Annotated in this window: 23 protein-coding genes and 4 pseudogenes; 16 read left to right on the forward strand and 11 right to left on the reverse strand. The window is 67.2% G+C overall.

Translation table 11 applies throughout. From position 1 onward, the window contains the following. On the forward strand, positions 1 to 394 hold a 394-nt coding region (locus MKL01_RS24535; protein ID WP_243907781.1), incomplete at its 5' end, for a methyl-accepting chemotaxis protein. Here the strand turns inward: MKL01_RS24535 and MKL01_RS24540 are convergent. Continuing rightward, complete coding sequence (locus tag MKL01_RS24540) at positions 391 to 765, reverse strand: hypothetical protein (protein WP_243907782.1); 375 nt, start codon at positions 763 to 765, stop codon at positions 391 to 393. The two genes, MKL01_RS24535 and MKL01_RS24540, sit on opposite strands and share 4 nt — an antisense overlap. A gap of 500 nt (positions 766 to 1,265) precedes the next feature. Here MKL01_RS24540 and MKL01_RS24545 point away from each other — a divergent pair, with 500 nt between their 5' ends. Continuing rightward, a complete protein-coding gene (locus tag MKL01_RS24545; RefSeq protein WP_243907783.1) occupies positions 1,266 to 1,520 on the forward strand; it encodes a hypothetical protein in 255 nt (84 codons plus the stop codon). 290 nt (positions 1,521 to 1,810) lie between these two features. Here MKL01_RS24545 and MKL01_RS24550 read toward each other — a convergent pair whose 3' ends face one another. Beyond that, the gene (locus tag MKL01_RS24550; RefSeq protein ID WP_243907784.1) at positions 1,811 to 2,050 is read right to left on the reverse strand and encodes a hypothetical protein; all 240 of its coding nucleotides are present in this window, start codon (positions 2,048 to 2,050) and stop codon (positions 1,811 to 1,813) included. A 180-nt stretch (positions 2,051 to 2,230) separates the two neighbouring features. Here MKL01_RS24550 and MKL01_RS24555 point away from each other — a divergent pair, with 180 nt between their 5' ends. Beyond that, entirely contained in the window at positions 2,231 to 2,461 is a 231-nt protein-coding gene (locus MKL01_RS24555) for a DUF6894 family protein (RefSeq protein WP_243907785.1), read from the forward strand. Positions 2,462 to 2,670: 209 nt separating this feature from the next. Here MKL01_RS24555 and MKL01_RS24560 read toward each other — a convergent pair. The 6 genes and pseudogenes from MKL01_RS24560 to MKL01_RS24585 all read right to left on the reverse strand — a co-directional run. Continuing rightward, a pseudogene (locus MKL01_RS24560) lies at positions 2,671 to 3,240 on the reverse strand (DUF6925 family protein); the annotation flags it as partial. Continuing rightward, positions 3,218 to 3,720: pseudogene (locus MKL01_RS24565) on the reverse strand (ABC transporter ATP-binding protein); the annotation flags it as partial. The pseudogenes MKL01_RS24565 and MKL01_RS24560, both read right to left, overlap by 23 nt. Then, positions 3,713 to 3,859 (reverse strand): annotated as a pseudogene (locus MKL01_RS24570) (ABC transporter substrate-binding protein); the annotation flags it as partial. The pseudogenes MKL01_RS24565 and MKL01_RS24570, both read right to left, overlap by 8 nt. A 10-nt stretch (positions 3,860 to 3,869) precedes the next feature. After that, a complete protein-coding gene (locus MKL01_RS24575) occupies positions 3,870 to 4,106 on the reverse strand; it encodes a hypothetical protein (protein ID WP_243907786.1) in 237 nt (78 codons plus the stop codon). After that, on the reverse strand, positions 4,099 to 4,830 hold the full coding sequence (locus tag MKL01_RS24580) for a hypothetical protein (protein WP_243907787.1): 732 nt from the start codon (positions 4,828 to 4,830) through the stop codon (positions 4,099 to 4,101). The genes MKL01_RS24575 and MKL01_RS24580 overlap by 8 nt, the downstream gene beginning before the upstream one ends. Before the next feature lie 10 nt (positions 4,831 to 4,840). Then, positions 4,841 to 5,806 (reverse strand): ATP-binding protein, encoded by a 966-nt coding sequence (locus MKL01_RS24585; RefSeq protein WP_243907788.1) that lies wholly within the window; start codon positions 5,804 to 5,806, stop codon positions 4,841 to 4,843. Between the two features lie 154 nt (positions 5,807 to 5,960). Between MKL01_RS24585 and MKL01_RS24590 the strand changes: the two genes are divergently transcribed. Then, positions 5,961 to 6,428 carry a hypothetical protein gene (locus MKL01_RS24590; RefSeq protein ID WP_243907789.1) on the forward strand — a complete coding sequence of 156 codons (468 nt, stop codon included), beginning with the start codon at positions 5,961 to 5,963 and terminating at the stop codon, positions 6,426 to 6,428. Positions 6,429 to 6,560: 132 nt separating this feature from the next. On the opposite strand, the gene MKL01_RS24595 is transcribed toward MKL01_RS24590, so the two are convergent. The 3 genes from MKL01_RS24595 to MKL01_RS35825 all read right to left on the reverse strand — a co-directional run bounded on the left by MKL01_RS24595 (position 6,561) and on the right by MKL01_RS35825 (position 8,262). Further along, positions 6,561 to 7,382, reverse strand: a complete 822-nt coding sequence (locus MKL01_RS24595; protein WP_243907790.1) for a metallophosphoesterase — start codon at positions 7,380 to 7,382, stop codon at positions 6,561 to 6,563. Then, on the reverse strand, positions 7,379 to 7,936 hold the full coding sequence (locus tag MKL01_RS24600; protein WP_243907791.1) for a metallophosphoesterase: 558 nt from the start codon (positions 7,934 to 7,936) through the stop codon (positions 7,379 to 7,381). The genes MKL01_RS24595 and MKL01_RS24600 overlap by 4 nt, the downstream gene beginning before the upstream one ends. A 194-nt stretch (positions 7,937 to 8,130) precedes the next feature. Next, positions 8,131 to 8,262: a hypothetical protein gene (locus MKL01_RS35825; RefSeq protein ID WP_279604862.1), complete on the reverse strand. Its 132-nt coding sequence runs from the start codon at positions 8,260 to 8,262 to the stop codon at positions 8,131 to 8,133. Between the two features lie 165 nt (positions 8,263 to 8,427). On the opposite strand from MKL01_RS35825, the gene MKL01_RS24605 reads away from it, so the two are divergent. The 12 genes and pseudogenes from MKL01_RS24605 to MKL01_RS24660 all read left to right on the forward strand — a co-directional run bounded on the left by MKL01_RS24605 (position 8,428) and on the right by MKL01_RS24660 (position 15,401). Then, a complete protein-coding gene (locus MKL01_RS24605) occupies positions 8,428 to 9,915 on the forward strand; it encodes a helix-turn-helix transcriptional regulator (protein WP_243907792.1) in 1,488 nt (495 codons plus the stop codon). A gap of 68 nt (positions 9,916 to 9,983) precedes the next feature. Further along, positions 9,984 to 10,223: a hypothetical protein gene (locus MKL01_RS24610; RefSeq protein ID WP_243907793.1), complete on the forward strand. Its 240-nt coding sequence runs from the start codon at positions 9,984 to 9,986 to the stop codon at positions 10,221 to 10,223. Between the two features lie 90 nt (positions 10,224 to 10,313). Next, the gene (locus MKL01_RS24615; RefSeq protein ID WP_243907794.1) at positions 10,314 to 10,571 is read left to right on the forward strand and encodes a GlsB/YeaQ/YmgE family stress response membrane protein; all 258 of its coding nucleotides are present in this window, start codon (positions 10,314 to 10,316) and stop codon (positions 10,569 to 10,571) included. 49 nt (positions 10,572 to 10,620) lie between these two features. Then, positions 10,621 to 11,607 (forward strand): PhnA-like protein, encoded by a 987-nt coding sequence (locus tag MKL01_RS24620; protein ID WP_243907795.1) that lies wholly within the window; start codon positions 10,621 to 10,623, stop codon positions 11,605 to 11,607. Next, the gene (locus MKL01_RS24625; protein WP_243907796.1) at positions 11,604 to 12,110 is read left to right on the forward strand and encodes a YsnF/AvaK domain-containing protein; all 507 of its coding nucleotides are present in this window, start codon (positions 11,604 to 11,606) and stop codon (positions 12,108 to 12,110) included. Before MKL01_RS24620 ends, MKL01_RS24625 begins: the two co-directional genes overlap by 4 nt. Continuing rightward, positions 12,107 to 13,039, forward strand: a complete 933-nt coding sequence (locus tag MKL01_RS24630) for a YsnF/AvaK domain-containing protein (protein WP_243907797.1) — start codon at positions 12,107 to 12,109, stop codon at positions 13,037 to 13,039. Before MKL01_RS24625 ends, MKL01_RS24630 begins: the two co-directional genes overlap by 4 nt. Before the next feature lie 51 nt (positions 13,040 to 13,090). Further along, the gene (locus MKL01_RS24635) at positions 13,091 to 13,393 is read left to right on the forward strand and encodes a hypothetical protein (RefSeq protein ID WP_243907798.1); all 303 of its coding nucleotides are present in this window, start codon (positions 13,091 to 13,093) and stop codon (positions 13,391 to 13,393) included. 51 nt (positions 13,394 to 13,444) lie between these two features. Continuing rightward, entirely contained in the window at positions 13,445 to 13,744 is a 300-nt protein-coding gene (locus MKL01_RS24640) for a hypothetical protein (protein WP_243907799.1), read from the forward strand. Between the two features lie 40 nt (positions 13,745 to 13,784). After that, positions 13,785 to 14,284, forward strand: a pseudogene (locus MKL01_RS24645) (YidB family protein). A gap of 97 nt (positions 14,285 to 14,381) precedes the next feature. Then, positions 14,382 to 14,579 (forward strand): hypothetical protein, encoded by a 198-nt coding sequence (locus MKL01_RS24650; RefSeq protein WP_243907800.1) that lies wholly within the window; start codon positions 14,382 to 14,384, stop codon positions 14,577 to 14,579. Between the two features lie 74 nt (positions 14,580 to 14,653). After that, positions 14,654 to 15,016 carry a CsbD family protein gene (locus MKL01_RS24655; RefSeq protein WP_243907801.1) on the forward strand — a complete coding sequence of 121 codons (363 nt, stop codon included), beginning with the start codon at positions 14,654 to 14,656 and terminating at the stop codon, positions 15,014 to 15,016. Positions 15,017 to 15,098: 82 nt separating this feature from the next. Then, a complete protein-coding gene (locus tag MKL01_RS24660) occupies positions 15,099 to 15,401 on the forward strand; it encodes a hypothetical protein (RefSeq protein ID WP_243907802.1) in 303 nt (100 codons plus the stop codon). Positions 15,402 to 15,408 lie beyond the last annotated feature (7 nt).

Consider the following 15,408-nt stretch of genomic DNA (forward strand, 5'->3'; position numbering starts at 1 on the left):
CGAGATGAAGCTCCTGGCCGATCAGGCCAAGGCGGCCACCGGCCAGGTGCGCGGGCTCCTGGGCGAGATCCAGCGGGGGATCAACACCTCGGTGATGCTGACCGAGGAGGCGGTCAAGCGCGCGGCGGCCGGCAAGACCCGTTCGGACACGACGCAGCGGACCATCGAGGAGATCACCGCCAAAGTGGAAGAGGGTGCTCAGGTCTTCCAGCAGATCATCGCTTCCACCAATCAACAGCAGCTCGGCATCGAGCAGGTGATGGGTGCCCTGCAGAACATCCGGCAGGCGAGCCAGCAGACGGCGGCCGGCACGCGGCAGGTCGAGACGGCCTCCGCCAACCTGACGGAGCTGTCACAGGCGCTCATGGCCCTCGCTGAACGCTATCGGCACTAGGCATTTGTCGGTACCCGCTCCGACGCCTCGGGCTGGTTTGCTCCCGATTGAGCGGCTTCCGACAAGAAGACCCGACCACGGGCAATGAACACGTCGATCTGCACGATGCCATCGTTGATCGCCGTGATGAGATTGGCATGGGCCGCGTCGAACTGAGGGTCGGCGCTTGGCTCGCGGCTACGCAGATCGGCGAGCACCGCCGTCATCTGATCGCGCTGCGCTCGCAGATCCGCGAGGATCACCTCAGCCCGTGCCGCCTGCAGGCTCGTCGCTTGGCCGCTGACGAGCAGCTCCACGGCAGCGACATCTACCCGGTCGAGCGCGGCTTGCTTCTGACCTCTCCTGCGTAGCGGGATGATGCCTTCGCTCATGATCCTGCGCCCGCTCAGCATTGAGCCGACGCGCGGCGCACCTGCTCTGGTCACTCGATACACGTGTGGTGCGAACGAGCGTCAATGCCTGTCCTTATCAACACGTCTCATTCCCCGGCGTGCCCATCTGCAGATAGCGTTCGGCATATCGTCCGCGCGCAGACCCTCACCGCATGGCTCGGTCGCCTCTACCGCTCGCGAGAATTCTCATTCGGTCTGATCGGCCGAGGTCGACCGCTGCCCCTCGGCAGCTTATTCAAGGATGCCGTGCTTTGGATGGGACGCTCAAAGGCGGCGGCCGGGGACACCTGACGTCGTCACCCAGAACGGCGCGCAGATGCGGAAGGCGGACCGGGCGCTGCGTGAAGCGGTCTGCTCAGGGGCCGAACTGGAGGAAGCCGGCTGTTCAGTTCTCGTGCGAAACCGCACCGTCAAATACTGAAGATACCGACATGATCCTTATGACCGGGCCACATCGAGGCTTGGAATAGGAGGAAATCATGAAGATATTCAATATTGATCGTAGGATCCTGGCTATTGCTGCTGCTGGATCCATCATGGTCGTCAGTGCGCAGGCCGCTCCGATCAGCGGTGCACCGGCTGCGGATCTGTTAGCCAAGCAAAACGTGGTCGAAAACGTGGCGACCTACTGCTACAACCGAGCCACGGGCCAGTTTAAGCATTGGGGTCCCTGCACCGCTATGTTTCGCACCTGCGGATATTACGGATGCAGGTTGGAAAGGCGCTTCTGGTAAGCGGATGGAAGATCTTTCAATTAGAGTTAGCATCTCAGCCCCGCCGGCAGCCGCCGCGCGGGGCTTTTCCGTGCTCAGCATCACTCAATTGTGGGATGCGGCCTCGGGACGCGAGCGCTACATTCTGGCCATTGATTCCCCTGTAGAGACCACCTCAGCCCGCCCGGCCCAGCGCCACGGCGGGCTTTTCTTTGTCGAGTGCGCTGCTAACCTATAACGGCGCACTCCCATCCGTCCTCGGGGGCGCACAACCTTGGCCCGCCCGGTCTGCCGGCGCGGACTGTTTTGTTTCAGGGCTTGCGAGCGCCGGCTGCCTTCCAACTCTGACCGATCTCGTGGATCATCAGAATTGCGCCCGACGTCGAGACGGTCGGGTGAACCAAGACGTCGTCCTTGGCGGCCTGAACCACGCCTGCAGCATCTTCTCGGGTGATCAGCCCCTTGGTGATCAGCAGTTCGCCCGGCCAGGAGACCTGCATACCGCTGGCCATCGAAACCAAACGCGCGTCGCGCCCCCGGAAGTTCGACATCGTCGGTCCCTCTCGGGCGCACCGCCTCCCGCTCGGGTCGCCTGAGTCGGCCGCCCGATCACGGCCCGGTCACCGTCACCGTCCATCCTACTCTCCAACTTGCACTGCGTATCGGTTCGGCTCATCGAACCGTTGCCCGCATCTCGGGTTTGCGAAGGGGGCCTGATCAAGGAGGCGCGAGTGTCGCGTTACTTCATCGGCACAGCCAACGGCGTCAAGGTCATGGACGAGGAAGGCGTCGAGGTATCGAGCGACGAAGCCCTGCGCACGATGCTCCGGCATACTCTGACGGCGATCTTGCATGACGAAGGGCACCGCACAGGCGTCAACGAGATTACAGCCAAGGCTTACGATGAGGCCGGCCAACTCGTCATGCAGGCGCGAGCCACCTTCTCCATCACGGGTCCGTAGGGCGCCCCGGCTCACACGCTGGTGAAATCGGACGCTTCCCCGCCTCGTGAGCAGATCGGGGCGGGGCCGAGCGGCGGTACAGCGGGTGGCGGATGGCACGAGCGGATGAAGCCTTCCCACCTAGGCTGTCAGCGCTGCACGGCCTCGATGTCGTCCTCGTAGATCGAGTCCGGCTGGCAGGCGTGCCAATCTTTCTTCTCTTCGGTCTGTCCCGGGATCGGGGCGTAGACCTCGATGCGGCCGATGCGAGCGAGGAAGACCCGGTGAGAGCTCAGCGTAACGAGTTGGCGGCCGATGGGGCTCGCAGCGTCGAACAGGGGAAGCCCAACGCCGGACCGGAGGCAGGCGATGGCCTCCGGGTCGCTCGCGCGCACGCAGGCATCGACCGCCAGGAGGCCGAGGCCCAAGTCGAACAGGATGGCGTCGCGGTCCCGTTTGCGGGCGGCGTCCCGGTCCGGGCCGAGCTCCGTCACCACGCCGCGCCGCTTCATCGCGCAACTCGCGCCTGGCAGGCAAAGGGCGACGGCGTGGTTCCAGCCGGTCGCGACGGCGGTCTCGTAGGCGACCGGACGTAGGTCGGGACTGGGAGCGAGCGCGATGGTGCCCCGCTCCGTCGACAGGCCCATGCGCCCATCCGGCAGCGGCGACGTGGCTTCGTCGGGATCGCGCATGAACTCGGCGATGGCCCCGAAGCTGCCGAGGCTCCAGGCGGTGCCGGGATCCGCCAATGCCTCGCGCAGCAAGGCAGTGACCGCCTCAGCCTGCGATGATGGCGTCATCGCATTCCTCCGTCTGAGCCCCGGACCGCGCCCAGGGCAGGATGTATCGTGTTCCGTCCGAAGCCCAGCCCCGCTCGGCCGTGACGCCGTACACCCCGGCGAGCAGGACTTCGGTCAAGGCTTCCTCCGGGGTTCCGTCCGCCACGAGGCGGCCACCGGCCAGCACGACGATGCGGTCGCAGAACCGGGCCGCGAGCGTCAGATCGTGCTGCACGGCCACGACACCGGTCCCGTCCCGCGCGATGGCCGGAGCAGCGCCATGGCATCGAGCTGGTGCGCCGGGTCGAGGGCCGTGACCGGCTCATCGACGAGAAGCCACGGCGCCTCGACCGCCAGAGCCCTGCCGAGCAACGCGCGCATGCGCTCGCCCGAGGAGAGGGTCAGCTCGGCTCGGTCAGCGAGGTGGAGGATGTCTGTGCGCACCATCGTCCGTGCGACCGCGGCTTCGTCGGCCTCGGTCGGGGATGCGAAGGCCCAGCGCGCCGTCATCGACGACGATCAGGTCCGGGTTCGCCAGGGCCGCGGCTTCGAGGGGCACCTGCCCGAAGCGGTCACGCCCGATCTCGGCCGAGACGTTGACGAGGCCGGCGGCGCGGATCAGCGCGTCCGCTGCGCCGCCGGTACCATCGTCATCGCCCGTCACCGCCATGGCCGCGTCGGTTGGTGGCGGGAAACGCCACCACGGTGCCCCCATCGACGACGGGGCGGCGGCAAGCGCGTTCGACCAGGATCTCGTCCCCGGTCTCGATCTCCACCTGCACGGCCCCCAACAGGTCCGCGAAGGTCGCGCCGTCGAGATGCCGGCGGAGGCGCATCAGGCCGGCGACCACCTCGGCGATGCCCGCGTCGGCGTCGGCCTCACTCATGGGGACCTCCCACCGTCGCCGCCGCGCCGTCTACGCGGTTATCGGACCCTGGCACCCCGATGATGCGGCGGACCTCGTCGCCACCGAGGACGCGCTTCTCAACGAGTTGCTTCGCCAGCCTCTCGATCAGGCCTTCGTTCCGGCGGACGAAATCCCGGGCGATGCCATAAAGGCGGTCGAGGTCCGTCTCGACCGTCTTCCTGAAGGCGGGATCCATCTTGACGAGAAAGAGAGCCTCGGCTTGGTCGCCCCGGTACAGCAGGGTCTGTCCCAGGCCCCAGGTACAGTGCTTTCCCGCGACCAGAGCGGTGGCATGCGCCAAGTCCGATCCCGGCCCACCGGCGCAGCCCGACGTGATGCGCCCCCAATGTTCGTCCGCGGCGCGGCCGGCGAGGATGGAGACTGCGAGCGCGTCGAGCTCGGCGGCATCCATCATCGTGACATCGCGCAGCTTCGCCGAGGTGCGTGCCGCGAAAGCGCCGCGCGCGACAAGGGAAACGCTGGTCACCCTTCCTACGAGGAGCATGGTCGTACCGGCGGCGTGCGCACTTTCGTGCCGCGCCGTCGCCAGAAGTTGTTCGGACGTTCGGGTTTCCCGGGGTGCGATCTGCCCAAGCAGGTCTGCTGGGACCATGGCGCGGCCTTCCGCCCGGGCGGCCATGCGCGCGCCTGCGGCCCATCCGGCGATCTCGGCGCCGGTCGCCCCAGCGCCGATGGCCGCCATTGGCCTGAGGTCATGGCCAGCGAGGTCCCCTGCGAGGTGCTGACGCAGGATGGCCCTCGATGGCGACCTCGTCCGGCAGGTTGATGTGCACCAGCCGGTCGAGGCGTCCCGGGCGCGTCAAGGCCGGGTCGAGGCGCGCAGGATAGTTGGTCGCCCCGATGATAATTAGGCGCGAGGCCGGGCTAAACACCGCACCGTCGAGGAGGGTGAGCACGTGGGCCGTAACCGCGCTCCAATACTCGCGAAACCGGACGTCCGAATTTTCACGGGACGGCAAGCAGTCGATTTCGTAAAATAGCAGAATGCCTCCAAGTTGCGAGGCCTCTTGAAACACTTCATCGATCTTCTTGCAGATCTCGTTCAGGTAATCACCGGTCTGCGCGAACCACGAAGACACGCTGGTGACGCTGAGATGTAAGCCAAGCGACTTTGCTAGGCTTCGGGCATAGGTCGTCTTACTTGTGCCGGGATTTCCTGAAAGTACGATGTGCTTTCGTTCGATGGAGGAAAAACTCTTTTCTCTGCGCCGATACGCCTTCATGGCCTCGATCAGGGCGAGCCCGTGCTCCATCGCCCCGCCGGAATAGCCGTGCGCATCCTCCAAGAACGGCACGTCTGCCAGGTCCTCCGCCCCGCTTCGCTTCGAGGCCGAGGCCGTTCTCAGGCGTCGCACGCAGTCCCGCGGCGCGCTGCCCTTGCGGATGCAGCTCGCGATCTCGTCGAGGCCGAGGCCGAGGACCACGTCGTCGGGCAGGCGTCCGACCGAGCGGCCGGTGGCGAGCCCGATGGCCGCCCGCAGCGCCTTCGCGGTCGGCGGGCCGACGTAGATGCGCAGGTCGGCGGCGGCGACGAGGGCGGCGGGAAGCCTGCGCGCACAGCAGCGGCCAGGATGGGAATAGGTGTCGGCAGCCCTACCGTGACGCCCGAGACCTGCATGCGCTCGCTCCACGAATCCAACAGAACAAAATTGGAACATGCTGCGTCGGTTCCGCCAAGCGGTCACGCTTGCGAAATCATGTCCGTGTGGACGAGTGTGGATAACGCGATTGCGAGCTTGACCGGTCGCTGCGTGCCCCGGCCGGTTTGGCGATGGCCGTTCGGCCATGCATCATCCGATATCGAGCAGATACATGCGGACCTTGGCCGGGACCCTGGCGGCACTCATCCTCACCCTCCCGCCTGCCTATGCGGCCGGGGACTTCCCCCTGGCCTCGTGCAAGGGCTGGAACGGCACGGTGACCGAGCGTGACGGCATCGACACGGCCCATGCCACGATGCGCGGCATCGTCACGAAGGCCGACCTGCAGGAGTATTGCGAACGCGACCCCGGCGGGGAGACCAAGCAGTACGGCGGGAAGCTCACGAAGGCGCAGTGCGTGGAGGGCTACCTCCGGACCGAGACGAGGGCGGTCCTCTCGGCGGACGCCAATTGTCGAGCCGGAACGGTGAGCTATCGTGCCGGCGGCGGCAAGACGATGCGTCTCCGGTTCCCCCTCGGACCCGATGGCGACACGTCGTGCGCCTCCGGAAACCCCCCGATGATCGAGCAGTTCAAGATGCTGTGTCCGGCCGCCGCCAAGCGCCTCAAGGTGGAATGAGGCCGATCCTGCCGCACGGACCCAACCCCAGCCTCTCGCCACCCCAGCACGCCTGCAGCCAAGGCTTGGCCGAGTGCGCGGGCGGCGACCTGCACTTTGCCGAAGTCATGACCCGCAACTACGGGCACCATGTCATGGCCTTCCGGCGTCCGCCCGAACGGTGACGACCATCTCCGCCTGGAAGCTCGTGCATTCGTCGGAATGGCCGCGGGCGTTGCAGACGATGCGGGTGCGGCCCGTACGGTAATCGGCATGCCGATGAACGTGGCCGTGAACCCACAAGTCCGGGGCGCGCTCCTCGATCAGCCGCGTCAGGTCTGACGCGTCGCACCAGGCGAGATGGGCGAACCGCGATGGTAGGCTGTCCGGATGCGGCGCGTGATGGGTCACGATCACCGTCGAGCCGTCATGCGGCTGCGCCAGGTTAGCATCGAGGAAGGCGCGGGTCGCCCGGTGCATGGCCAGCACCGCCTCCGGCTCGATCCGGTCCCGGGACCTAGGCCCGGTGCGGATGCGGCGGTAGTCGACCATACTGTCGCGGCCCTGGGCCGAGCGGAAGGCGTGTGCCAGGGAGAATGACCCGAGCCGGAAGTCGGTCCAAAGCGTGCCGCCGAGGTAACGCACTCCCCCGAGCGTTACCGCGTCGTCCATCAGCAGGTGGATGCCATGGCGGGCGGCGATGTCCCTTCCGCGGGACATCTGGTCGGCGACGGTGTAGCGCTCCTCGCCCCGGTCCCACCAGAAGTCGTGGTTGCCTGGCACGTAGACGACCGGCACGCCGGGCATGCGCTCGGCAAGCCAGTCCAGCGCGCGGACGAGCGGCATGTGCACGTCACCAGCCACGACCGCGACGTCGAAGCCCCCGGCCGGCATGTGATCGGCCGGGTCCCAGGCGTTCTCCGGCCAGTCCTGGTGCAGGTCGCTGAGCACCCATAGGCGCTGGATTCCGATCACGGTGCGCCTCCGTCACGGAGGGCATTCTCGGCGAAGCGCACGCGAATCTCGCCGAGGGTAACCGGTCGGAAGTCGAAGCAGTCGACGCCGACGTCGGTGCTGGCGGCGGTCCCGGGCAGGCTGCCGTGGGAGTGGCCGTAGAGGTGAATGTCGCCGCGGTGCATCCGGGGCCAGACCCGGCAGGCGTAGTGGAACATGAACACGCCGACGGGCGCGCCCGTCTCGGGGTCTGGCACCACGGTCCGGGCGACGTCAAAGACGGGCCCGTCCCATGGAAGACGAGCGCCGACCTTGTCGTGATTGCCCCGCACCAGGAACTTCCGCCCGTTGAGGCGCGCAAAGATGCTACGGGCGCGGTCCTCGGGGCAGCGGTAGCAGAAGTCGCCGAGGTGCCAGACGGTGTCCTGCGGCTGCACGGCCGCGTTCCACCGGGCGATCAGCGCCTCGTCGTGCTCCTCGATGGTGGCGAACGGGCGGTTCAGCCCGAGGCGGTCCCCCAGGGTTGCCCTGTGATTCCAATGGGTGTCTGAAACGAAGAGGGTGCGGGATGACATGCGGGCCTCACGCGGGCGCGGAGGCTCGGCACGCGGCGTGGCACTCCGGTATCAATCGGACGGATGCTGAGCCGCGCGTTTCATGGTGAAGGATCTCCTGCGAGAGGGCGTTGATCGCCTGAACGCACTCGGTGCGCAAGGCGCCTAGGGCGGCGATACACAGTCATGATCACCCGCGATGTGTTCCGGGAACCTCAGTCGAAGCTGAAGCCGAACAAGCCTTCCGCCTCGCCGTCCGTCAGGCAGACGGGAAGAATTGTCTGAAGGACGTCGGGGTTGCCGGCCGACGTCGTCCGGCTCAGCTCGTCGCTGTTCGGCGCAACCAAGTACTGCCCCTTGATGCGATACCACCTCGCTGGGACCGACCGGCAGGCCGCTCTCGGTCCTCGTGATGATTTGCGGAGTATTGCCCGACGCATCGTTTGGGACGTTGGCACCCATGCATGGATGCGAGGCGGCCACTGATGCCCTTCGAACGAGGCGAACCACCAATGACCCAGTTCGAGCAGCGGCAACTGGCACAGGTCGTCGCCGGCCTCGCCGAGGGCGTGATCCTGATCGAGCCGGACCACACCATCGCCTACGCCAACGACGCGGCCCTCGCGATGCATGGGGTTGCCGAGATTGGCGACCTCGGAGTTACCGTCGCCGAGTACCGGGCCAACTTCGTCCTGCACTATCGCAATCACCGCGAGGTCGGCCCCCTACAGCATCCCGTCGAGCGCATCCTCGCCGGCGAGGCGTTTCGCGATGCGGTGGTCGAGGTCCACCATTTCCGGGATCCCGCGAAGACGTGGACGCACCGGATGCGAGGACTCGTGACGACGGACGATGCCGGCACGCCAAACGGCCTCGCCCTGCTGATGCAGGACGCCAGCGACCGCTACGAGGCCGAAAAGCGGTTCGAGTGCATGTTCCGGGCGAACCCCGCCCCGGCCGTGGTCTGCCGGCTCTCCGACCTGCGTTACGTCAAGGTCAATCAGGGCTTCATCGAGCTGACCGGTTACTCTCGCGACCAAGTCCTCGGCCGGACCTTCACCGAGATCGACCTTATTGGCCAGGGCGAGCGCCGCGCCTCCGCCGTCGAGCACCTCCATGCCGGCACCACCATTCGCCAGGGGGAGGCTTGCCTCTCGGTGCCATCCGACGCCGAGAAATACGTCATCGTCGCCGGCCATCCCATCGAGATGCCGGGCAGCGAGCGCTGCATGCTGTTCACCTTCGCCGACCTGGAGGACCGAAGGAAGGCCGAGGCCGAACTGCGGCTGAGCGAGGAACGCTTCGCCAAGGCGTTCGAGCTCAGCCCGATCCCGACGGTCCTCAGCTCGGACACCGACCTGCCGACCAGCGTCAACGACGCCTACACCTCCACCTTCGGCGATGCCGAAAGCTCGTCCGCGATGCCCTGGGTGGAGGAGGCGGAGCGGACGCGCTTCAAACGGGAACTCCAGCGCTACGGTAGGGTGCGCGCCTTCGAGGGGCGACTGCGCACGCGCGACGGTGACGTCCTCGACTGCCTCGTCTCCGCCGAGAAGGTCGCCGTCGGCGGTGGCGAGGGCCTCCTCTGCGCCGTCCAGGACATCTCATCCCGAAAGCGGACCGAGATCGAACTCATCTCGGCCATCGAATCCGTCATGGCTGACGCGTCGTGGTTCAGCCACGGCGTGATCGAGAAGCTCGCCCTGCTGCGCAACCCGCCCAGGCCGGGCAAGCCGCAGTCGGTGGCCGAGAAGCTCACGACCCGCGAGGGTGACATGCTGGAGGGCATCTGCCGCGGCGACACCGACGAGGAGATATCCAAGGCGCTCGGCGTCTCGCTAAGCACCGTGCGCAACCACGTCGCCAGCCTGTACCGCAAGATTGGCGTCAACCGACGAAGTGCCGTGGTCGTCTGGGCAAGGGACCGCGGCATCGGCGAGAAAACATCATTTGAGCATTACGGCAAAAATACAACGCGAAAACCAGGTCGAAAACACTAAGCGGCCTAAGCTGAAATACTTTTATGTAAATCGGCGGAACATCGCTCTGATAAGAGTATTCGGTGGGTGTGGCTCTGCTCTATCTGGGCATCTCGACGACGGCTGAGCCGGACAGAGAGGTTTCGCCAATGGGCAACGGCCGCAAGGTTCTGTCGAGCGATCATGCCCGTGCCCTGATCAAGCAGGCCATCGGCATGATCTTCGGGGACACTAAGGTCGAGGCGGAGGCCACGACCGAGATCGCTACAATTGAAGCGCGGCACACCACGGACAAGCCAACCCGACCCCGCCGGCCCGCGCGCACCTAACCCCGGCCCCGTAGGCCATCGAGACCTATACCCCAGCCCGCGCAGGCCCTGCGTCGGGACCCTTCCGCACGCCGAAAACCGGAGCCCGTCATGTCCCTCCTCGCCTGGATCGTCCTCGGCCTGATCGCCGGCTTCATCGGCAGCAAGATCGTCAACAGCACCGGCCAGGGCCTGCTCGTCGACATCCTCCTCGGCGTCGTCGGCGCGGTCGTCGGCGGCTTCCTGTTCAACCAGTTCGGCGAGCCCGGTGTGTCGGGGGTCAACCTCTACAGCCTGCTCGTCGCCATCGTCGGCGCCGTGATCGTGCTGTGGCTCTACCACATCGTCATGGGCCGCCGGGTCGTCTGACCCACCGCGCCCTTCCAGCTTACCGACCTCACAACCAAGGAGAACCACCATGGCCACCGTTACCGAGCCCACCCCCGTATCCCCCAGTCGTCCGATCACGGATCGCACCGTCGGCGACCGCGACCTGCCGCAGACCACCATGGTCACCCCGGCCGAGGACATGCGTACGATGATGCTACATTCCGTCTCTTGGGGTGCGGTCCTCGCCGGCGCCACGGTGGCCCTGATCTCCCAGGTCATCCTGAACATGCTTGGGCTCGGCATCGGCCTCTCGACGGTCGATCCGATGGGCGACGGCACCCCGGCGGCGAGTTCGCTCGGCATCGGCGCCGGCCTGTGGTTCGTCGTCTCCGGCGTGCTGGCGGCCGTAGCCGGCGGTTACTTCGCCGGACGCCTGTCCGGCAAGCCGTCGACCTCGACGGCGGGCTATCACGGCCTCCTCGCCTGGGCGGTCTCGACGCTCGTGGTGCTGTACATGCTGTCGTCGGCCGCCAGCGGCATCGTCAGCGGCGCCCTCGGCACCGCCTCCTCGGCCATCGGCGGGGTCGGCAACGCGATGGGCGGCTCCGTCTCGACCCTGGCGCAGGCGGCCGCCCCGTCGCTGACCAAGGTCACCGACCCGTTCTCGAACATCGAGGCCAATGTCCGCAACGGCACCGGGTCCGATCCGGCCGCGTTGAAGGACACCGCGGTGACCGCCATGCGCGCCGCCGTCTCAGGTGACGGCGCACAGCAGGCCGCCGCCCAGGAGAAGGCCGCCGTGGCCCTTTCCAAGGCGCAGAACATCCCGGTCGAGCAGGCCCGGATCCAGGTCGCGCAGTACACCCAGCAGTTCAAGGAGACCGTCACCTCGGCCAAGGAGCAGTCCAAGCAGATCGCCGACGCTACCGCGCGCCGTGTCTCCCAGGGCGCGCTGTTCGGAGCCCTCGCACTGATCTTCGGGGCGCTCGCCTCCTTCTTTGCCGGCCGTGGTTCGGCCGTCGATCCGACCGTCACCCGCACCGCCCCGAACCCCCTTACGCCGCGTCGGGCATGAGCGTCGGCGACCCCGCCGCGACCGAGCCCCAAGGGCTCGGGACGCCCTTCGGTACCGCGGCGGAGGTCGCCATCGGCGAGGAGGCGGTCCTCCCGCTGATCGAGGAGACCGCGCGCATCGAGAAGCGTGCGGTGGAGACTGAACGGGTCCGTGTCAGCACGCGAACCGACACCGTCGACCAAGTCCTGCGCGAGACCCTGCGCAGCGACATGGTCGGGGTGACCCGGGTGCCCGTCAACCGGACCCTCGCCGAGGGCGAGGCACCCCCGGTGGTCAGGACGGAGGCCGGGGTGACCATCATCCCGGTGCTGGAAGAGATCCTCGTCGTCGAGAAGCGCCTCGTCCTGAAGGAGGAGGTGCACATCCGCCGGACCACGGCGGGCGAGGACGTCGAGATGCCGGTGACGCTGCGCAGGCAGCACGCCGTGATCGAACGCGTGTCCCCCGAGGGGCACGTCACGGAACAGGCCGCCATGCATCCGTCACAGGAGCCGACATCATGACCCAGACCATCACCGCCATGTACGACACCCATCCCGAGGCGGTCGCCGCCCAGGGCAAGCTCGTCGGCCTCGGCATTCCTGCCGGTGCCATCAAGCTCATCTCCGGCACCCAGGCCGGCGCCGCCGGAACCGCGACCAAGGCCGACGAAGGCATGTGGGGCTCGATCAAGGACTTCTTCATGCCGGAGGAGGACCGTCATGCCTACGGCGAGGGCCTGCACCGCGGCGGCACGATGCTGAGCGCCGAGGTCGACGACGCGCACGTCCACGCCGCCTCCGATATCCTGGAGGAGCACGGTTCGGTCGATCTCGACGAGCGCGAGGCCGCCTGGCGCAAGGAAGGCTGGGACGGTCGTGCAACCGGTTCCACCACCAAGACCGCGCCGGTTGCCGCCGCAGCGCTCGGTGAGGGTGCGATGTCGTCCGACCACGCCGCCACGACCCGCGACACCGATCTCCACGCCGCCGCACCGTCCGAGGCTGTCGCCGCCCACGGTACCGCCACAGGCGCCGATTACATCCCCGTGGTCGAGGAGCGCCTCAACGTCGGCAAGCGGATGGTCGATGCCGGCCGGGTTCGGGTTCGGTCTTACGCCGTCGAGAAGGATGTCAGCGAGAACGTCACCCTCCACGACGAGACGGTGAACGTCGACCGTCGCGTCGTCGACCGCGCCGTCACCCCGGGCGACATGGCATTATTCGAGGACAAGGTCATCGAGGCGACGGAGATGCGCGAGCAGGCGGTGGTGTCGAAGGACGCCCGCGTCGTCGGTGAGGTCGGCATCCGCAAGGATGCGGCCCAGCGGGTTGAGACCGTGACCGACAAGGTCCGCCACACCGAGGTCGAGGTCGAGGACGGTCGCGGGACGGTCGGCCGTACCGGGACCACCGGCACCACCACGGAAACCACCCCGCGCAAGCCGCTCTGAAGCGCTCAAGTCCGGGACCGGTTCGAGCCGGTCCCGGCTCCGTACGAATTCATGTCCACCTATCGCGAAAGCGCCGTCGCCGTGACCAAGCTCAGCCACCTCGTCGTATTCGCGGCCCTCGCATCGTCATGCGTCCCGCTCGGCGCGCAGGCTCTAGAGAAGACCGGTTCAAGGGCATCGCTGAAGCCGTTCTGTTCGGCCGACTACGCCCGTCTCTGCAACGGCCTCGACCTGAACGGACCCGAGGTCGTCGCCTGCTTCCGCAAGAACGCCCGGGAGGTCTCGCCTGGCTGCCGGGCGGCCATTGCCGACTACGTCGTGACGGCTTCCGAACAGTCCGCCCCCTCGCGGTAGCGTTCGCTCGCCTGCCCGGTCCGCATCCTATCCCAACCAGAAGGAAACCTCATGAAGATCCTCACCCCCCTGACCGTAGCGGCGGCGATGACGCTCCTTGGCGCCGGCATCGCCTCGGCCAAGCCATGTGCGGTCGGAACGACCACGAACAGTACCGGCCAGGTGGGCTCGGCCGACGCTTCCTCGAAGGTCGACGGTGACACGACCGCGAAGGTCTCGCCCGGTGCCAAGGCAGAATCCCCCGGGACGGTCGGCGCGATGAACAACGTCGGCTCGAACGCGACGCCCGCCACCAACGAGGCCAAGCCGCCCGAGGGCAAGGTCGTGAAGCCCGGCGACGACGATTGCTGATCGGCTCAAAGGCTTCATCGAAACGGAACGGAGACACCCGATGAGTGACGGCTTTCCCTCGATGACCGCGTTGCTCGGCCTGTTGGCCGTGGCGGGCTTCCAGAACCGGGATAAGATCCAGGAGATGCTCGGCGGATCCGGCCAGGGTGGTCCCGCAACCGCAGGTGCGCCCGCCGGACAGGGCGGGATCGCGGGACGGGGTGGTCTCGGCGGCCTGCTGAGTATCTCGGAGGCGCCCTCGGGGGTGCCGGTGCCGGTGGCCTGCTCAGCGGCGGCCTTGGCCAACTCGTCGACCGCTTTCGCGAGAACGGCCACGGCGCGGCCGCCGACTCCTGGGTTAGCCACGGGCCGAACGCCGAGATGAAGCCCGATCTACTGAGATCAGCCATCGGTCCCGACCTCCTCGATACGCTGTCGAGGCAGACCGGCCTCTCACACGACAACCTTCTGTCCATGCTCTCACGAGAGCTGACGTCCGCGGTGGACCGCTACACCCCCGACGGCAGGCTTCCGTCCGCGGTCGCTGGCATGCCCGCTTGAGGAACCACCCGGTCGATCCCGCAGGTATCGAAGCTGCCGAACCGACCGGCCACACGTTTGCACCGGGGCACGTAAATCCCCGTCACGGGAGGGACAGATGTCCGGAAGCGCGCACGCCAAGGCCGCCAAACACCACGAGGCGGCGGCCAAGTCACACCAGAAGGCCGCTCGCCACCTCGACGGCGGCAACGAGAAGAAGGCCGCCAAGCACGCCTCGAAGGCCGACGACCGGGCGAAGAAGGCCAACCAAAGCTCGATCAAGGCGCGACCCAGGAAGGCCGAGTCGAAGAATTAGTCAGCGCCTCGCATCGGCTCGAAGCGCGTTTTGCTTCGGGCCGGCTCAACCTTGAACCGAACGGAGATTGACCAGTGGACGAGAACCGCATCAGCGGCGCCGCGAAGGAACTCGGCGGCCAGGTTCAGGGCGCCGTCGGCGACGTCACGGGCGACCGGGAGACCCAGGCCAAGGGTACGGCTAACGAGGTCAAGGGTGCCGCCGAGAACCTCGTCGGACAGGCCAAGGACGCCGTGCGCGACGTTGCCGGACAGGCGAGCGACCTCGCCGACAAGGCGATCAACCGGAGCCGCGACGCCTTCCCCGAGGCCAAGCGTGCCTACCAGCAGGGTGGCGATGCCGTCGCACAGTATGCGAAGGGGTCCCCGCTGGTGCTGGCGGCCATGGCCGGAGCCATCGGATACCTGCTCGCGATGGTCGTCCACGGCCGTCGCTGAACGGTCGTCGCCCACGGCTACGCTTCCGACGAGAGCGGTCCTCGGACGGGGACGAGACATGGCGGACCCTCCGATGCCACCCATGCGCACGCTGATCCATGACGGGTCGAACGACGACCGCTGGTACCTATGCCGCGGCGGCGACCCTGCCGACGTGTACGTCTTCCATGAACCGAATGGGCCATCCGGCGGGAGGCCGTCCCGCGTCGAGCTCGCGGATTTCCTCGCCTCGGCGAACGGATCCCCCGAGCACCGCGCTCTCCTCGCCATGATCGGCTCCCTGGTCGGGGCGGGTCATGGCGGTATCGCATCGAGTGTTTCCGCCCCCGAGCCGGGGGCCGCCGGTGCCGAACCGACGCCCGGCGAAGCTGCCTCGTCGATCTGATCCGTTC

Source organism: Methylobacterium sp. J-070 (genome assembly GCF_022829385.1).
Classification (GTDB): Bacteria; Pseudomonadota; Alphaproteobacteria; order Rhizobiales; family Beijerinckiaceae; genus Methylobacterium.

What these genes read in the sequence shown, in the direction of transcription:
- MKL01_RS24540 (WP_243907782.1), bottom strand. Translation starts at nt 765, where the DNA reads ATGAGCGAAGGCATCATCCCGCTACGCAGGAGAGGTCAGAAGCAAGCC.
- MKL01_RS24545 (WP_243907783.1), top strand. Translation starts at nt 1,266, where the DNA reads ATGAAGATATTCAATATTGATCGTAGGATCCTGGCTATTGCTGCTGCT.
- MKL01_RS24550 (WP_243907784.1), bottom strand. Translation starts at nt 2,050, where the DNA reads ATGTCGAACTTCCGGGGGCGCGACGCGCGTTTGGTTTCGATGGCCAGC.
- MKL01_RS24575 (WP_243907786.1), bottom strand. Translation starts at nt 4,106, where the DNA reads ATGAGTGAGGCCGACGCCGACGCGGGCATCGCCGAGGTGGTCGCCGGC.
- MKL01_RS24580 (WP_243907787.1), bottom strand. Translation starts at nt 4,830, where the DNA reads ATGGCGGCCATCGGCGCTGGGGCGACCGGCGCCGAGATCGCCGGATGG.
- MKL01_RS24585 (WP_243907788.1), bottom strand. Translation starts at nt 5,806, where the DNA reads ATGTTCCAATTTTGTTCTGTTGGATTCGTGGAGCGAGCGCATGCAGGT.
- MKL01_RS24590 (WP_243907789.1), top strand. Translation starts at nt 5,961, where the DNA reads ATGCGGACCTTGGCCGGGACCCTGGCGGCACTCATCCTCACCCTCCCG.
- MKL01_RS24600 (WP_243907791.1), bottom strand. Translation starts at nt 7,936, where the DNA reads ATGTCATCCCGCACCCTCTTCGTTTCAGACACCCATTGGAATCACAGG.
- MKL01_RS24605 (WP_243907792.1), top strand. Translation starts at nt 8,428, where the DNA reads ATGACCCAGTTCGAGCAGCGGCAACTGGCACAGGTCGTCGCCGGCCTC.
- MKL01_RS24615 (WP_243907794.1), top strand. Translation starts at nt 10,314, where the DNA reads ATGTCCCTCCTCGCCTGGATCGTCCTCGGCCTGATCGCCGGCTTCATC.
- MKL01_RS24620 (WP_243907795.1), top strand. Translation starts at nt 10,621, where the DNA reads ATGGCCACCGTTACCGAGCCCACCCCCGTATCCCCCAGTCGTCCGATC.
- MKL01_RS24625 (WP_243907796.1), top strand. Translation starts at nt 11,604, where the DNA reads ATGAGCGTCGGCGACCCCGCCGCGACCGAGCCCCAAGGGCTCGGGACG.
- MKL01_RS24630 (WP_243907797.1), top strand. Translation starts at nt 12,107, where the DNA reads ATGACCCAGACCATCACCGCCATGTACGACACCCATCCCGAGGCGGTC.
- MKL01_RS24635 (WP_243907798.1), top strand. Translation starts at nt 13,091, where the DNA reads ATGTCCACCTATCGCGAAAGCGCCGTCGCCGTGACCAAGCTCAGCCAC.
- MKL01_RS24640 (WP_243907799.1), top strand. Translation starts at nt 13,445, where the DNA reads ATGAAGATCCTCACCCCCCTGACCGTAGCGGCGGCGATGACGCTCCTT.
- MKL01_RS24650 (WP_243907800.1), top strand. Translation starts at nt 14,382, where the DNA reads ATGTCCGGAAGCGCGCACGCCAAGGCCGCCAAACACCACGAGGCGGCG.
- MKL01_RS24660 (WP_243907802.1), top strand. Translation starts at nt 15,099, where the DNA reads ATGCGCACGCTGATCCATGACGGGTCGAACGACGACCGCTGGTACCTA.